This is a genomic window from Nitratireductor sp., from assembly GCF_017794765.1.
Classification (GTDB): Bacteria; Pseudomonadota; Alphaproteobacteria; order Rhizobiales; family Rhizobiaceae; genus Nitratireductor.
Map to the genome: position 1 here is coordinate 1853136 of NZ_CP051236.1, position 14379 is coordinate 1867514.

The following is a 14379-nucleotide window of genomic DNA, read 5'->3' on the forward strand; positions in this document are numbered from 1 at the left end:
GCAATGGCTTATTGTGTTTTTCCCGGCGCTTCCCTGCCCCAGGTCCGGCCCGATGAGCGGATTTTGCATCTGGCCTGTCCCGTGGTTTAAGCTGTGTAATCTTCTGTGAATGGCGGCGTTTCATCGCGCTTTGCAGGTCGGTTTACGCCTTGTGGTGCCTGAGGCGAGTGTTTATGTCACCGTAGGATTTAAAAATGTGGCCTGAAACACGATTTCAAGTGGGGAGAGTTCATGACGGCAGACAGCCAGTGGCTGACATTTCTTGCTCTGTTGCTGCCGTTTGCAGCCGCCGCCATCGCACCAGTGCTTACAAAAGCGCTGAAACACAATGCGGCGTGGATCCTGGCCCTGGCTCCTGCTCTTATCTTTCTTCATTTTAGCGGATTCGTTGGAAACATCTCCGAAGGAGAAACGCTTTCGGCCGGATATGTCTGGATTCCGAGTCTTTCGGTAGACTTCTCCTGGTTTCTTGACGGCCTGTCCGTCACCTTCGCACTTCTGATTACCGGCATAGGTACGCTGATCGTGCTCTATGCGGGCGGGTATCTGAAGGGACATGAGCATCAGGGGCGCTTTTTCTCCTTCATACTGATGTTCATGGGGTCCATGCTGGGATTGGTAGTGGCCGATTCCTTCCTGACCCTGTTTGTTTTCTGGGAGCTGACCTCGATCACCTCGTTCCTGCTGATCGGTTTCGATCATTCACGCGAAGCCTCGCGCCGTGCGGCGTTGCAGGCGCTGGTCGTGACCGGGCTTGGCGGGCTTTCACTTCTGGCGGGGCTTCTGGTAATCTGGGGAGCCACAGGTGTCACTTCCCTGTCTGCTCTGCTTGCAAGCGAAAGCGCGCTGCGCGATGCGCCGCTTTATATGGCTGCACTGCTTTTGATCCTCGGCGGTGCATTCACGAAATCGGCGCAGTTTCCCTTCCATTTCTGGCTGCCGAACGCGATGGAAGCACCCACTCCGGTTTCGGCCTATCTGCACTCTGCAACAATGGTGAAAGCGGGCGTCTATCTTCTGATGAGGCTTAACCCCGTGCTGGGTGATACGGTCGCATGGGAAACGATCCTGCCTGTTTTTGGCGGTGCCACGCTGCTCGTCGGTACACTCCTGGCTATGCGCCAGACAGATCTGAAGCTGATGCTCGCTTATACGACGGTAGCCTCGCTCGGGCTGCTCGTCATGCTGACGGGTGTGGGCTCGGAGAAGGCTGTTGAAGCGGCAGTGCTCTATCTGGTGGCACACTCCATGTTCAAGGGCGCGCTCTTCATGGTTGCGGGATTGGTGGATCACGAGGCCGGCACACGCGATGTCACCAGACTGGGCGGCCTGCGAAAGGCGATGCCCATCACCTTCACGGCGGCGGTTCTGGCTGCCGCGTCGATGGGCGGTGTCCCGCTGTTCTTCGGCTTTCTTGCGAAAGAAGAGATCTATGCCGGCCTGGGTTTCACCGATGGCTGGACCTCGTTGCTGACGCTGGTCGCGCTCACTGGCAACGGGCTGATGTTCGCGATCGGCTTTGCCGTGGCCCTGAAGCCATTTCTTGGAAACAAGGTAGAGACCCCCAAACACGCCCACGAAGGGCCGGTCCTGCTTTGGCTCGGGCCGCTCGTTCTCGGCGGCCTCGGGCTTGTGTCTGCTCTGGTATCAGGTCTCAGCCACGAGCTGGTCAGCAGCCCGATGTCGAGTGCAGTGCTAGGCGAGCCTGTAACGGTGACGATTTCGACCGTGCCGCATATCGGCATGCCGCTCGTCCTCTCGGTGGTGACGGTCGCGTTGGGTGCTTCGGTATTCGTCATGCTGGAGCGCGGGCGTGCTGCCATGGCCGGCATTCTGACCGCCATCGGCTGGGGACCGGACCGGGGCTTCGACCAGGTGATGCGCGGTCTGACCCGGCTTTCGTTCCGTGTGACCAATATCATTCAGAATGGTCGCCTCGATTACTACATGACGGCAACCTTCGTTGCGGTCGCTGCCGCAGTGTTGATTCCGATGGGGCTTTATGACGAATGGCCGACACCCCCCCAGCTTCCCCGGATGCCCTTCTATGAGTGGACCGTCCTGCTGATCGCCCTGATCGGTCTTGGTGCGGTGATCTATGCGCGTGACCGGCTGACTGCGATCGTCTCACTAGGTATTCAAGGGTTTGCCGTGGCTCTTATATTCATGCTGCTTGGTGCTCCGGATCTCTCTTTCACCCAGTTCATGGTCGAGACGCTGTCCGTGGTGATCCTGGCCCTTGTCATGACGCGGCTGCGGCTCTCGCCGACGGATCACCGCCCGACAGGCGAAAAGGTGCTTGACGTTGCCGTGGCCGGAACCTGCGGTGCCGCGCTGGGCCTGATGCTTTTGCGCGTGACCCAGGTGCCGTTCAACACCGAGCTCAGTGATTTCTTCTCGCAGTATTCCCGCGTGATCGCTCATGGCCGGAACATCGTGAATGTGATCCTCGTCGATTTCCGCGGCACGGATACGTTGGGCGAGATTGCCGTGGTGATGATCGCCGGCCTGGCCATTCTGGCGCTGGTGCGGATCCGCAGCGTCAAGCCGATCACAGAAAACAGGGAGGAGGGGTGATATGCGTACATTGATCTTCCGCACGGTCGCGCCCTATCTCACAAGCCTGATGATCCTGTTTTCCATCTTTGTGCTTTTACGGGGCCACAATGAGCCGGGCGGTGGTTTCATCGGCGGGCTGATCGCCGCATCGGCATTTGCGATCTACGGCATCGCCTGCGGAGTTTCGCCGGTGCGCCGCGCCCTCTATTTTCATCCAATGGCGATTTCGGGTTTCGGGCTTCTGGTGTCGGCAATTTCCGGCTGGCTGTCCCTTGCCTTCAAGGTGCCGTTCATGACGGGCCTGTGGACCAAGGTCAGCGTGCTCGGTGTTCCCGTGGACCTATCCACCGTGCTGTTCTTTGACATTGGCGTTTATCTTGTCGTTCTCGGGTCGATCACATCTGTCGCACTTGCCCTTGAAGAAAGGGAGCACGGGTAATGGAAGTCGCTCTCTCCTTTGTGGTCAGCGTGTTCTTCGCTGTCGCCATCTATCTGATGCTGTCGAAGCACATCATCCGCATTCTCCTCGGGGTCTCGATCTTCGGCAATGCGGTGAACCTGTCGATCTTCACGGCTGGTAGGCTGATGCGTGAGGTTCCGCCGATCATTCCCGAGGCGCTGCCGATCCCGGAGGCGGCGACGGCAAACCCGCTGCCGCAGGCACTCGTTCTGACGGCGATCGTAATTTCGTTCTCGCTCTTCGCTTTCCTCCTGGTGTTGGCGTTCCGTGCCTATCAGGAGTTGGGAACCGACGACACGGATGGAATGCGCGTTGCCGAACCCGAGGGCGAACCAATGCCCCCGCTTGGATACTGAGGCACCGATGGCTGCTGAATCGATTGACATTTCCAACGCAATGCTGACGGAGCCGACGGCGCTGGGTGACTGGATGCTTGTGGCACCGGTCGGGCTGCCGATTCTCTTTGGCGCGGTCCTGCTCATGGTGCGCCACGAAACCCGGCTGCATGCAGGCATTGCCATTGCGGGGCTGCTTCTGACCCTTGGCGCGAACGCTGCACTCCTTCTGCAGGTGCTGGCAGACGGTCCGAAGGTGATGACCATGGGGCGCTGGCTGCCGCCCTTCGGCATATCCTTTACCGCGGACGCGCTCGGAGCATCGCTTGCCCTTGTGGCGACGCTGGTTGCCAGTGTGTGTGCTCTCTACGCGATGAAGGACATCGGCGCGACGGGTCGCCGCTACGGCTTTTATCCGTTTCTGATGCTATTGATGGCGGGCGTGGGAGGGTCGTTTCTGACCGGTGACATTTTCAACCTGTATGTCTGGTTCGAGGTGTTTCTGATCTCCTCCTTCGGTCTCCTGATCCTGGGGTCGACCGACCGTCAGCTCGACGGCGCAACCAAGTATGCCATTCTGAACCTGGTGGGGACGACGCTGTTTCTGACCGCGACCGCGTATCTTTACGGCACGTTTGGAACGCTCAACATGGCCGATATCGCCCGAAAGGCGGATGCCATGCGCGAGACAGGTCCGTTGATGACCCTCGCAGTCCTCTATTTGCTTGCCTTCGGCATGAAAGCGGCTGCGTTCCCGGTGAACTTCTGGCTGCCAGCCTCTTATCACACACCGCGCATCGTCACGGCGGCGCTGTTTGGCGGTGTGTTGACCAAGGTCGGAGTTTACGCGCTGCTGCGCGTTCTGGTGATGCTGTTTCCCGTTGAGCGGGCGGAGCTATCAGGTGTGATTGCCTGGGTGGCGGCGGGCACGATGGTGCTCGGGATTATGGGCGCTATTGCCCAGTCCGATATTCGCCGGGTGCTGGGGTTTGTGGTTATCTCTGGCGTTGGAGTGATGCTTGCAGGGCTCGCGCTGGGCACCGAGATCGGGCTGACGGGCACGATTCTTTATGCATTCCACTCCGTTCTCGCAATGACCGCGCTTTACCTTCTGGCCGGCGTCATCAAGGAGCTTGGCGGAAGCTACTCACTGCATGAGCTGGGTGGGCTTTACCGAGCCTATCCGGCGATGGGGGCCTTTGCGCTGGTTCTGATGCTTGCGGTGGCAGGACTGCCGCCGGCATCCGGGTTGTGGCCCAAAGTGCTGCTCGTGCGGGCTTCGCTCGAAGCAGGATGGCCCTGGCTCTCTTTTGCCATTTTGTTGACCGGCCTTCTCACCACGATTGCGCTCGGGCGTGTGTATATCCTTGCGATCTGGCGCAACGGCCCTTCCGGAGTTCCTGCCGATGCAGCCACGGGTGCCCCCGGATATGGCTACGCCTCAATGGCCTTGCTGTGTGTTCCGATCATACTGCTCGGCATTTACCCTGAACCATTTATCCGGGTGGCTGAAGCGGCTGCGGTCGGGCTCCTGGATGCATCAGGCTATATCGGTGCGGTCTTTCCTGCGGAGGCGGTGCAATGAGACTGTCCCTGATCAATATCATCCTGGCGCTGATCTGGACCGCGGTCAGCGGCTCTTTCACCCTGCCGAACTTTATTTTCGGCTTTCTCCTTGGGGCGGCAGCACTTTACCTGATCCGGGAACAGGTCGGATCTCTGGGATATTTCGCCCGCAGTATGCGGGTCATATCACTTGCCCTGCTGTTTCTCTACGAACTGGTACTTTCTGCCTGGCGGGTTGCGCTTCTTGTTTTGTCGCCGAGGATGAACCTTCGGCCCGGCATTTTCGCGTATCCTCTCAAGGTGGATCGGGACTTCGAGATCACGCTTTTGGCAAATCTGATCACGCTGACGCCGGGGACCCTGTCCGTCGACGTTTCGGAAGATCGCCGCTTTCTTTATGTTCATGCGATCGATTGCTCGGATCCGGAACAACTGCGCCGCGACATTGCCGAAGGCTTCGAACGCAAGATCATGGAGGCGTTTCGATGAGCGCCAGCGAAGAATTTCTCGTTTTTGCCGAGTTCATAGCGCTCGCGCTGTTGAGCCTGTCTTTCCTGCTGACTGTCATACGCGTCCTTGTGGGGCCGAGCCTGCCCGACCGGGTTCTCGCCCTTGATATGCTGGTAACCATTGCAATCGGCTTCATTGCGGTCATTGGCATTCGTACAGGCTTCACGCTTTATCTCGACATCGCCATCGCCCTCGGCCTTGTCGGCTTTCTGGCGACAGTTGCTTTTGCCCGCTTCGTTCTCAGTCGACGTTATGAACAGGAGTTCGTGAAGCGCGACACGCTCGGCATCTACGGCGACAAGGAGCAGTGATGGACGACGTGTTCAACATACTCACAGGCATTCTTGTCATCATCGGTGCAGCTTTCACCCTGATCGCTGCGATCGGCATTCTGAGGCTCCCCGACCTCTATACGCGCATGCATGCCGCCTCGAAGGCCGGGACGCTCGGATCGGGGCTTATGCTTGTCGCGCTGGCAATATTTGCGCAGGATCAGGCGATCGTCACCCGGGCATTGGCGGCGGTGGTGTTCTTTCTCCTGACGGCGCCCATTTCCGCCCACCTTCTGGCGAAGGCGGCCTATGCCGCAGGCTACAGACTCTGGGGGCGTTCGGTGCATGACGATATGGCGTCTCCCGAGCGTGTGGCCTCAGACGGTATCGACGGAAAAAGTAATAAAGAAGATTAGATAGACTATTTTCTTCTATACTTCATATTCCTCGCGCTGCTTCGTGTATTCCCTGCCAATCTGTCGCACCACAGACAATTCCTTGTGGTGGCTGCATTGACGGCGGCGCATACGCATTCGTTCTTTTTTGAACGATAGAGCCGGGCGCGTTAAAAACGCTAAGGTCGGCTTAGTTGAGTACCGAGATTAATTTTAAGCTGATCTGATTTTTGGAATGAAATACGATTTTTTGAGATGTGATAAACAATCAGCCGCAGGTATCTGGTAGTATTAATTTGAAATTGTGAGTTGACCGGTCGAACGAAAAAAACGATATGATTGCTGCCTTCTCGGGAATCGGCAAAAAAATGCCTGTAGAATAGGGATTCCTATAGACACCTCATCACTGGCGGCATGAGGTTGTGGATTTGAATAGACGTTGGGGCAAGGTAACGAAATGAACGAAGATTCTGTAAAAAACGACGATACTCTTATTGAACTGACCGCAGACGTTGTTGCTGCTTATGTCAGCAACAATCCTGTTCCTGCATCCGAACTTTCCAACTTGATTTCAGACGTTCATGCAGCGCTCGGCCGTGTATGTGGCACTCCAGAAACACCGCCTGCTGAAAAGCAGAAACCGGCCGTGAATCCGAAGCGCTCTGTACACGAAGACTATATCATCTGTCTCGAGGACGGAAAGAAGTTCAAATCGCTGAAGCGTCACCTGATGACGCATTACGGCATGACGCCTGAACAGTATCGGGAAAAGTGGGGGCTTGACGCCAATTACCCGATGGTGGCTCCGAGCTATGCCGTGGCGCGTTCGAAACTGGCCAAGCAAATGGGTTTAGGACGCAAGCGCAAGGAAAAGTAGCATTTGGCTGGCGCCGGGCGCCAGCGCGATGTTTCCGTGTTCAGGCGGCGCTTCCGGCGCCGCTTTTTTTGTGCGTTCGGCGATCGTCTCAGGGGAGCAGGTCAGAGGCTCCGCGTGATGGTGCCCATTCATGGACGAAAGGAGGGCCCCGACCGCGTTGTCGCAGTCAATCGCTTGAATGCCTGGCTCAGGGCTATGTGGCGATTGAGGTCGTAGCTCCAATGGTTACGGACCCCTTTCAGGCGCTCTCTCTCGATCAACCGTTTCAGGCGACGAAGCACGTTGTCGCGCTCGGGGCCGGAGCTGTTCTGCGCCTCCTCAAGATCCAGCCCACCGACTAGGAAAAGTGCGGCCGTCTGCCGCGCGTCTTCATACCGTTTCCGCTTGGCCTGGAGGAAGGCGATGCTCTCCATCTTTACCGTAGTCATGCTCAACCCTTCATGTCGTGAGCGATAACTATGAAGCGCGCAGTGGGAGCGGGGATAAACCAACAGGGGAAATTCGTGCGGAATTTTGTTTTAATAATAATTTCAGTAGTTTAAGGAGTTTCTGGTTTTTATCTGTTCGTAATTTGTTCCCGCATATGCGTGTGTGAGGTATAAGAATTTATTCCTCTTTCCTGTGAAGGGATAAAGTCTGTGCTTTCAAACGCTGCCAAATCGACGGAACAAGAAGACGGGCGAGTTAAAACGCCTGAAGATCAATCACCGGTAACGCTGCACCGCCGTCTCAGTCCGATTCCCGAGGAGCGCGTCGGGGACGTTTGTGAATGTGTTCTCGACATTGTTGGCGCACTGTTCAATGTGAGCGGGCGCGAACTGCGCGAAACGCGCCGTTCATCGACAAGCGTAACGCGGGTGCGCCAGATCGGAATGTATGCCGCACATGTGGTTCTCGGGCTCAACATGAGTGAAGTCGGACGCGGGTTCGGTCGTGACAGAACCACCGTCCAGTATGCGTGTCATATTATTGAGGACATGCGTGACGACGAGGAGTTTGACCGGATCGTTTTGATGACGGAGCGCATCACTGCGGCTGCGTTCCGCAACACGGAGCTGCGCTGACATGGCTGTTTACAAAGAAGAGTTGCGCCATGCGCGCGAGCGTAGCCGCTGTCTGCGATTTCTGCAGAAGGGAGAGGCGTGGTTGCAACCCGGCGCAAAGGAGGGGAGCATGCTTCTCGACGGAGGGGAGCGGGGAACGGTCTCCATATCGCTTGGCGTTTTGAAGGCGCTGGAGAAAGACGATCTCGTGTGCCTGCGCGAAGACAAGGCTGCCGTGACGGCTGCTGGCATCGCCAGTGCGCGTCGATTGGCTGCGAAGCGGGAACCTTTTGCAAGCCAGCATCGGGAGATAGAGCGCAGGGTCATAAAGCAGGGCGCCGAGAAGACGATCATTGCCGCGACGCTGAGCGAATCTCCTCTGGCGCAGCTTGCGAACCGGCGCACCCGCAATGGTGAACCGTTCCTGACGATCGCGGAGTTCGACGCCGGTGAGAAACTGCGTGCCGATTACACACGCGGACAGATCATGCCACGCCTGAGTGCCAACTGGATGGCGTCAGTAACGGGAAGGAAACGCGGCAACGGGGCCGGAGGTGGCGTTGAGCTTACGGAGGCCGCAGTGGGCGCGCGTCAGCGTGTCGACCGGGCGCTTGAGGCCGTCGGACCGGAGCTGGCGGGTGTGCTGGTGGATATATGTTGTTTCCTGAAGGGATTCGAGCAGGTGGAAATCGAGCGGGGCTGGCCCGTGCGCTCGGCCAAGGTGGTGCTCAAGACCGCACTGGGCGCGCTGGCCCGCCATTATGAGCCCCCTGCTCGCAAGAAGCGCGAAACGCACAGGCCGATTCTGCACTGGGGCGCGCAGAATTTTCGGCCGAAGCTCGCCTGAACAATTTGCTGATTGCCTGAAAACGGGCAATCAGCCTGCTGCGGGTGCCACCTCTGTGGCTTCTTTTTTTATGCGCTGAACCATCGAACGCAATCCATTGGCGCGTTGCGGTGTGAGATGTTCGTCAAGGCCGAGTTTGGCCATCACGTCTTCGGCATCAATTTTCAGGATCTCGCTGGCGCGCCTGCCTGAAAACAAAAGGAGCATGATGGCGACGAGACCCCGCACGATATGGGCGTCCGAATCGCCTTTGAAGGTGAGGACGGGGTCGTTGCCTTCTCCACGTTCCGTATATAACCACACCTGGCTGACACAGCCACGCACCCGGTGTGCCTCGTCGCGCGCGGCTTCCGGATAGGAAGGCAGATTGTTGCCAAGGTCGATGATATATCGGTAGCGTTCTTCCCAATCGTCGAGGAAGGCGAAATCGTCATAAAGGGTGTCAATCGTAGTGCTCATTGGGCCGGATATAGTGATTGGCCGGCCATTCGTCACGGAAAACCTTTGATTGCCCCAAAATGTCGAGGGATCTATTGATCGGCAGGGCGCTCTGGAACACTTCCGGTTGTTAAAGGTGCCGATGCAGCGCTGGCGGCGGCCTCGGGCGGAGTGTCCGTCGGCTCTTCGAGCATTTCATATGCAAAACGGGCACTTTCACGGGCCCGGGCCCCGATCGTCTGAAGTGCGGCGCGCCCGGTTGCACAGACTTCGGGCTTTCGCTCGCAGATGCCAACCATGTCTGTAATGGCTTCGCGGGCCGCGCCCAGTGCCTGCAGGGCGCCGACCTGTGGCGTCTCCGCGCTGTCCTGGCTGCCTGTTCCCCCAATAGGCAACAGTAGCAGCACCAGCGAAAGCCAGAAGATCGAGCGGATTATAAAGCCCATGACGTCCAGTCCCGTTTTGCCCCGAAGGATGTCCCTGGCGGGCACAATGTCATGCCTCCGCCAAGAAGCTCTTGAGAATTCTCCTAAAATTGAAAGCAAACTTTTTAAAAGTTCGGAAATGTCCGCCTTTGAAGCAAAGCCGTTTCAAACCCGCGGAAACATCGTTACGCTTTGTTTGGCATCTAATGATCTGAGGCAATTGTCTTTTTTCCGGGGCACGGCCTGTTTAAAGGATTTTTGGGCTTGCTGTTTTGGCGGCTATTTTGTTCAGCGCGCGTTAACCATGACGGCATTCACCACGCTTTGATGGGTCGATTTCTCTCATTTTTGCGCTTGCCGCCGGCCCTTTGACGCCTGCGTTTATCCTTTCCTTAAACGCTCGATGCGAGTTTCGTCAGGAACAAGAACCCGCCGAACGGACAAAGCAAGAGCGCGTCGAGTTGAGTTCACGAGTAGCATCATATCAAGAATGGCTGGCAGCCCTTTCAGCCGCTTGCGAAAGGCTGATCCACCCCAGTGTTGAAGACGGGGTGGAGCGTTCGCGCCAATTGCGGCTTGCCGGCGTGCTTCTGACGGCCCCCTTCTTGTTTGCGGGCGCGGCCGCGCTGCTTCTCGCCGGCACTCTGGGTTTCGCTCCGACGCTGGCGCTCGCCAGCGCCGGCTTTGCGGTGAGCTGGCTGGCCGCAGCCGGCCTGTTTGCAAGCGGGCGCCGTGAAATGATCGAAGCGCTCGCGCTTGTTCTTGGAATTACCGCCATCAGCGCGGTGATTGTTCTTTCCGGTGGTTTTGCGTCTCCGATGACAGCCCTGATAGCGGGGCTTGCAGCAGAAAGTGTCTGGATTGCACGGACGCGCCGCGCTCTTTTGGCGGGTGGTCTCGCCGGTGTGGTTTCTCTCGGACTGGCCGCTCTTGGCGGGGTTTTGGGTGTTCATTTTTCTGCATCGCTGCCGCTCGCCGTGCTCTGGCTGATCCCGCTGGCTTATGTGGCCACACTCGCCCTGCGCTTCGGGACGTCGCAGGCGGAGCGAATGAGCAATTCCGCATCCTCGAAAGGCGTGGGCATAGAAACGATGATGAGCGCGCTGGTGCTGCGCCTTGAGGGCACCGGTGATGTGGTGGATGCGTCCCATCAGGCCGAGGGGGTCTTGAATGTCCGGTCCGACATCCTTCTGGGGACAGGGTTTTTCGAGCGTATTCATGTGGGTGACCGCGTGGCTTATCTGTGCGCGGTCTCTGAAGTGAGTGGTGGTGCCGACCGGCGAACGATCAGTATCCGACTGCGCATGCCTGCGGAAGAAGATGGGGTTCGCGCATCCGGTTATCGTCAATTCGGCGTAGAGCTTCTGAAACTGGAAGATGCTGCGCAGGTCGTGGCGATCGTGCGCGACGAAAGCGAGCGGGCCGCACTGGAGCACGACCTGGCGCGCGCACGGGAAGAGGCACGTGTCGCAAAGGTCGAGAGCAAACGAATGCTGGCAGCCGTCAGCCATGAGCTTCGCACGCCGCTGAATGCAATTCTCGGCTTTTCCGACACGCTTCAGACGGAGATTTTCGGACGCTTCTCCAATGATCGGCAGCGCGAATATGTGCGGCTCATTCACGAGGCAGGCGAACATCTGCTCTCGGTGGTGAACTCCACGCTGGAAATCTCCAAGCTGGAGGCAGGCACCTACACGCTTCACCCGGAGGCGTTCAGTTTCTCGGATGCCGTGGATACCAGCGTGGCATTCGCCCGGGCGGATGCGACGGCGCGTGCGGTGGATGTGGATGTGGCGATCGCGGACAACGTCGGCGTCGTCTATTGCGACCGACGTGCGGTGCAGCAGGTGTTGATAAACCTTCTCTCGAATGCGGTTAAGTTCTCGCACGCCAACGGCCGTGTGAGGGTGACGGCGGAGCGGACCGGCAATCGCCTTGACTTCAGCGTTGCCGATAATGGTATCGGGATTTCCGCCGATGACCTCGAGCGAATCGGCGAGCCTTTTGCTCAGGTCCGAAGCGAAGCGACGAGGCATGTTGAGGGAACCGGTCTCGGTCTGGCGCTGGTAAAAGGGCTTGTAAGTCTTCAGGGTGGTGGCATGACCATCGACAGCGCACCGGGTGAGGGCACACGTGTGAGCATTTCGCTGCCGGTGGGTGTAGGGGCGGAAAAGGACAAGACGGGCCGGGGTGGCAAACCGGGAATTGATAATGAGTGGGGTAATGAAGAATACCGCAAGACGGCCTGAACCGGAGGTCACGTTTGGAACTCTGCTACGCGCCGGAGCAGCCGGGGCGGGGATGGCGATCGTTCGCAACCCGGTGGCAGTCGGTGGTGCAACGGCCTTTGCTGTCGCATTCTCCTTCGTTTCGGCCAACGCGCTCTGGTATCAGCCGCATTTCCATTCCGGGGCTTTGATATCGACCCGTACACCGGTGTTCACCGAACCACGGAATGTGCCCGATCCCGAGCGGCCTGTCATTTCTGAGGAGACACCACGTCAGGCTCCGCGTCAGGTGGTCCCCGATCAGGACACGACCGGGGCGATCCCGGTCGAGCGCCCGGAAGAGGTGGCCGGTGGGGATTCGACCATACGCCAGGTGCAGTCGGTGCTTCAGGAACTGGGGCTGTACCGCGGTACGATTGACGGTCTTGAGGGCCCTGAGACCCGCACGGCAATCGAAAACTACCGCCGTATCGTGGATCTGGATCCAACACCGACCGTCGATGAAGCGCTGCTGCGTCAGCTTGGGCTCTCGGCAGCGCCGCAGGCGGCGGGAAACGCGCCAGATCTGTCGGCAGCGCCGGCAATAATACCCCCTGTCGCACCGACGCCGACACCACGCCCGGCCTATCAGCGTTCGGCTTCAGCTTCCGCGAACGCGGAGCCGGCGGGAGCACGGGTTCCCGTACCGACGGCGAACGTGCCGCAGGCGCGTGTTCACACGGCGGCCCTTGAAACCAGCGAGGCGGACCCCACAATCATGCGCGTGCAGGCCGGTCTGAAGGCCTTTGGCAATGACGGGATCGAGGTTGACGGCCTTCTAGGCCAAAATACCCAGGCTGCCATTCGCGAGTTTCAGAGCCTTTTCGGGCTCCCCGTCACCGGGCAGCCGGACCAGGCGCTTCTTGCAAAAATGCGTGAGGTTGGTCTGACCAACTGACGTGGGCTGGGGCCCTCCCGGCAGGTTGATCTTCCGCCGGCACCAAGGAGACGCTGCCCATGCGCCTGACCAGCGAATTCTGGGTTTCTGCACTGACAAAGCGTCTCTTCGCAGAGGGTGGTTTTGCCACGGTTCTGCAAAAAGGCGCGCGGGAGGCTGGAACCATTTTTATTCTGTTGCGCAATCGTCTTGGCGAGCAGGCGCTTTATGGCCCCGCAGCACAGGCCTTCTATGACGAGGCGCGGCCCAATGAGCGACGCTTTGCGCTGATCGCAAAAGATGACGACCAGGCGATCGACACGCGTCTTGAACGAGAGCGTCGGTTCGATCCGGACTTCTGGCTGGTCGAAATCGAGGTGACGGACCTTGATGAGGCAGAACGCTATTTCGAGATTGCTGCCGGCTGAGGCGTGTGCCCGGGACAGCCCAGCCCACTTTGCCAATCGCTCAGCCTTTGCCGCGCGGTAGCTGGCGAAAGGGCCTTGTAGCGTTCCAGAAAGAATGTGATCGCGCTGCGCTGCGTGAAGAGCCCCGGAAAGGCCGCAGCGGAAAGAAGAAACGCTTCCGCTTCCTCAATTTCCAGCGCTTTCAACGCCACGATAAGTTCACCATAGGTGGGAAAGCCGGTGATCTCGCGGGCAGCCCTTTGCGGAATGCCCAGAACCGACGAGAGCGCCTTTTCAAGTGCATCCTGTTCCCCGGAAAAGGCTGCAGCCCGCAACGTTCTGGCCGCATAATCTGCGGCAGGAAGTGCCGGGCGGGCTTCCTGCGGTGCGGGTGGGCTCTGGGAGTTGGCCGCACGCATGATAAGACGCAAGCGCTGACGCACCTCCGCTTCAACAGAACTGCCACCTGTCTCCGCCTCGTCGCTGGTTTCATCATTTTGAGCAGTGAGCGCACGTGTAAGCGCTGCAATTGCCGGATTGAGACCAGCTCGACGTCCGATAACACGGGCATGGCCCCGACCATGACGGGCAAGAAGACCGATCAGGTCCACATCCGAGAGAACCGGGGAACGCATTAATAGGGGAGCGGATATCTCCGCAGGCTCGTCGGCAAGCTTCCTGAGCAAACCCTTTGGCGGGTTCTGGCACTCTGACAGGATCGCAGCCGCGTAACGGCGCGTTTCCGTGGAGATCAAGGGATACAGTGGAAGGGCAAGATCATCCAGTTGGGCGATTTCGCGCCGGGTAGGACGTGTAAGGGATGCAAATGCGGAGACTGCGGCGCGAAACAGCCGCTCGGGTCTGTGCGCTTCCCCGCCAGAAGCCAGTTGCCTGAATACAGCGGACGACACGCAGATCAAACCCTCCGAAACGCGAGTGATTACAAGATACGCCATCGGCAACAAGAACGACGAGCCGACGATTGACGAGATTTACAGCAATTCCCTTAGCAAGCTGTTAACCGGTTTCTTTAGACTTCCGTTCAGACTTTCAGGTTCGCCCGGATTGATGGGAGAGGCTGTTCGTAACCGGTAACGAAAC

17 protein-coding genes are annotated in these 14379 nt (G+C 58.4%); 13 read left to right on the plus strand and 4 right to left on the minus strand.

Translation table 11 applies throughout. The annotated features are described in order from the left end of the window. The first annotated feature begins 231 nt into the window (after positions 1-231). The 8 genes from HF949_RS08720 (at position 232) to HF949_RS08755 (ending at position 6974) form a co-directional block, all read left to right on the plus strand. Positions 232-2577: a putative monovalent cation/H+ antiporter subunit A gene (locus HF949_RS08720; protein WP_292899949.1), complete on the plus strand. Its 2346-nt coding sequence runs from the start codon at positions 232-234 to the stop codon at positions 2575-2577. A gap of 1 nt (position 2578) precedes the next feature. Continuing rightward, the gene (locus tag HF949_RS08725) at positions 2579-2998 is read left to right on the plus strand and encodes a Na+/H+ antiporter subunit B (protein WP_292893180.1); all 420 of its coding nucleotides are present in this window, start codon (positions 2579-2581) and stop codon (positions 2996-2998) included. Beyond that, the gene (locus HF949_RS08730) at positions 2998-3375 is read left to right on the plus strand and encodes a Na+/H+ antiporter subunit C (protein WP_292893182.1); all 378 of its coding nucleotides are present in this window, start codon (positions 2998-3000) and stop codon (positions 3373-3375) included. The genes HF949_RS08725 and HF949_RS08730 overlap by 1 nt, the downstream gene beginning before the upstream one ends. 7 nt (positions 3376-3382) lie before the next feature. Then, a complete protein-coding gene (locus HF949_RS08735) occupies positions 3383-4939 on the plus strand; it encodes a Na+/H+ antiporter subunit D (RefSeq protein WP_292893185.1) in 1557 nt (518 codons plus the stop codon). Continuing rightward, complete coding sequence (locus HF949_RS08740) at positions 4936-5409, plus strand: Na+/H+ antiporter subunit E (protein WP_292893187.1); 474 nt, start codon at positions 4936-4938, stop codon at positions 5407-5409. Before HF949_RS08735 ends, HF949_RS08740 begins: the two co-directional genes overlap by 4 nt. Beyond that, positions 5406-5741, plus strand: a complete 336-nt coding sequence (locus HF949_RS08745; protein WP_292893190.1) for a cation:proton antiporter — start codon at positions 5406-5408, stop codon at positions 5739-5741. Before HF949_RS08740 ends, HF949_RS08745 begins: the two co-directional genes overlap by 4 nt. Then, entirely contained in the window at positions 5741-6118 is a 378-nt protein-coding gene (gene mnhG / locus HF949_RS08750; RefSeq protein ID WP_292893193.1) for a monovalent cation/H(+) antiporter subunit G, read from the plus strand. Before HF949_RS08745 ends, mnhG begins: the two co-directional genes overlap by 1 nt. A gap of 436 nt (positions 6119-6554) precedes the next feature. After that, complete coding sequence (locus tag HF949_RS08755) at positions 6555-6974, plus strand: MucR family transcriptional regulator (protein WP_292893196.1); 420 nt, start codon at positions 6555-6557, stop codon at positions 6972-6974. 128 nt (positions 6975-7102) lie between these two features. Here the strand turns inward: HF949_RS08755 and HF949_RS08760 are convergent, their stop codons facing one another. After that, positions 7103-7402, minus strand: a complete 300-nt coding sequence (locus HF949_RS08760) for a cytoplasmic protein (RefSeq protein WP_292893198.1) — start codon at positions 7400-7402, stop codon at positions 7103-7105. Positions 7403-7612: 210 nt separating this feature from the next. Here HF949_RS08760 and HF949_RS08765 point away from each other — a divergent pair, with 210 nt between their 5' ends. Together HF949_RS08765 and HF949_RS08770 are read left to right on the plus strand one after the other, a co-directional pair. Next, entirely contained in the window at positions 7613-8038 is a 426-nt protein-coding gene (locus tag HF949_RS08765) for a helix-turn-helix domain-containing protein (protein WP_292893200.1), read from the plus strand. Between the two features lies 1 nt (position 8039). Further along, entirely contained in the window at positions 8040-8864 is an 825-nt protein-coding gene (locus tag HF949_RS08770; RefSeq protein ID WP_292893202.1) for a DUF6456 domain-containing protein, read from the plus strand. 30 nt (positions 8865-8894) lie between these two features. On the opposite strand, the gene HF949_RS08775 is transcribed toward HF949_RS08770, so the two are convergent. Continuing rightward, on the minus strand, positions 8895-9323 hold the full coding sequence (locus HF949_RS08775) for a SufE family protein (protein WP_292893204.1): 429 nt from the start codon (positions 9321-9323) through the stop codon (positions 8895-8897). Between the two features lie 71 nt (positions 9324-9394). Beyond that, on the minus strand, positions 9395-9748 hold the full coding sequence (locus tag HF949_RS08780; protein WP_292893206.1) for a DUF5330 domain-containing protein: 354 nt from the start codon (positions 9746-9748) through the stop codon (positions 9395-9397). A 530-nt stretch (positions 9749-10278) separates the two neighbouring features. On the opposite strand from HF949_RS08780, the gene HF949_RS08785 reads away from it, so the two are divergent. From HF949_RS08785 to HF949_RS08795, 3 genes are read left to right on the plus strand one after another with little or no spacing between them, the layout of a single operon-like run. Continuing rightward, the gene (locus HF949_RS08785) at positions 10279-11976 is read left to right on the plus strand and encodes a sensor histidine kinase (protein WP_292893208.1); all 1698 of its coding nucleotides are present in this window, start codon (positions 10279-10281) and stop codon (positions 11974-11976) included. After that, positions 11951-12892 (plus strand): peptidoglycan-binding protein, encoded by a 942-nt coding sequence (locus tag HF949_RS08790; protein WP_441338352.1) that lies wholly within the window; start codon positions 11951-11953, stop codon positions 12890-12892. The genes HF949_RS08785 and HF949_RS08790 overlap by 26 nt, the downstream gene beginning before the upstream one ends. Before the next feature lie 59 nt (positions 12893-12951). After that, positions 12952-13299 carry a DUF1491 family protein gene (locus HF949_RS08795; RefSeq protein WP_292893212.1) on the plus strand — a complete coding sequence of 116 codons (348 nt, stop codon included), beginning with the start codon at positions 12952-12954 and terminating at the stop codon, positions 13297-13299. Here HF949_RS08795 and HF949_RS08800 read toward each other — a convergent pair. Further along, positions 13275-13913 (minus strand): hypothetical protein, encoded by a 639-nt coding sequence (locus HF949_RS08800; RefSeq protein ID WP_292893214.1) that lies wholly within the window; start codon positions 13911-13913, stop codon positions 13275-13277. The genes HF949_RS08795 and HF949_RS08800 overlap by 25 nt on opposite strands. Positions 13914-14379: the final 466 nt, after the last annotated feature.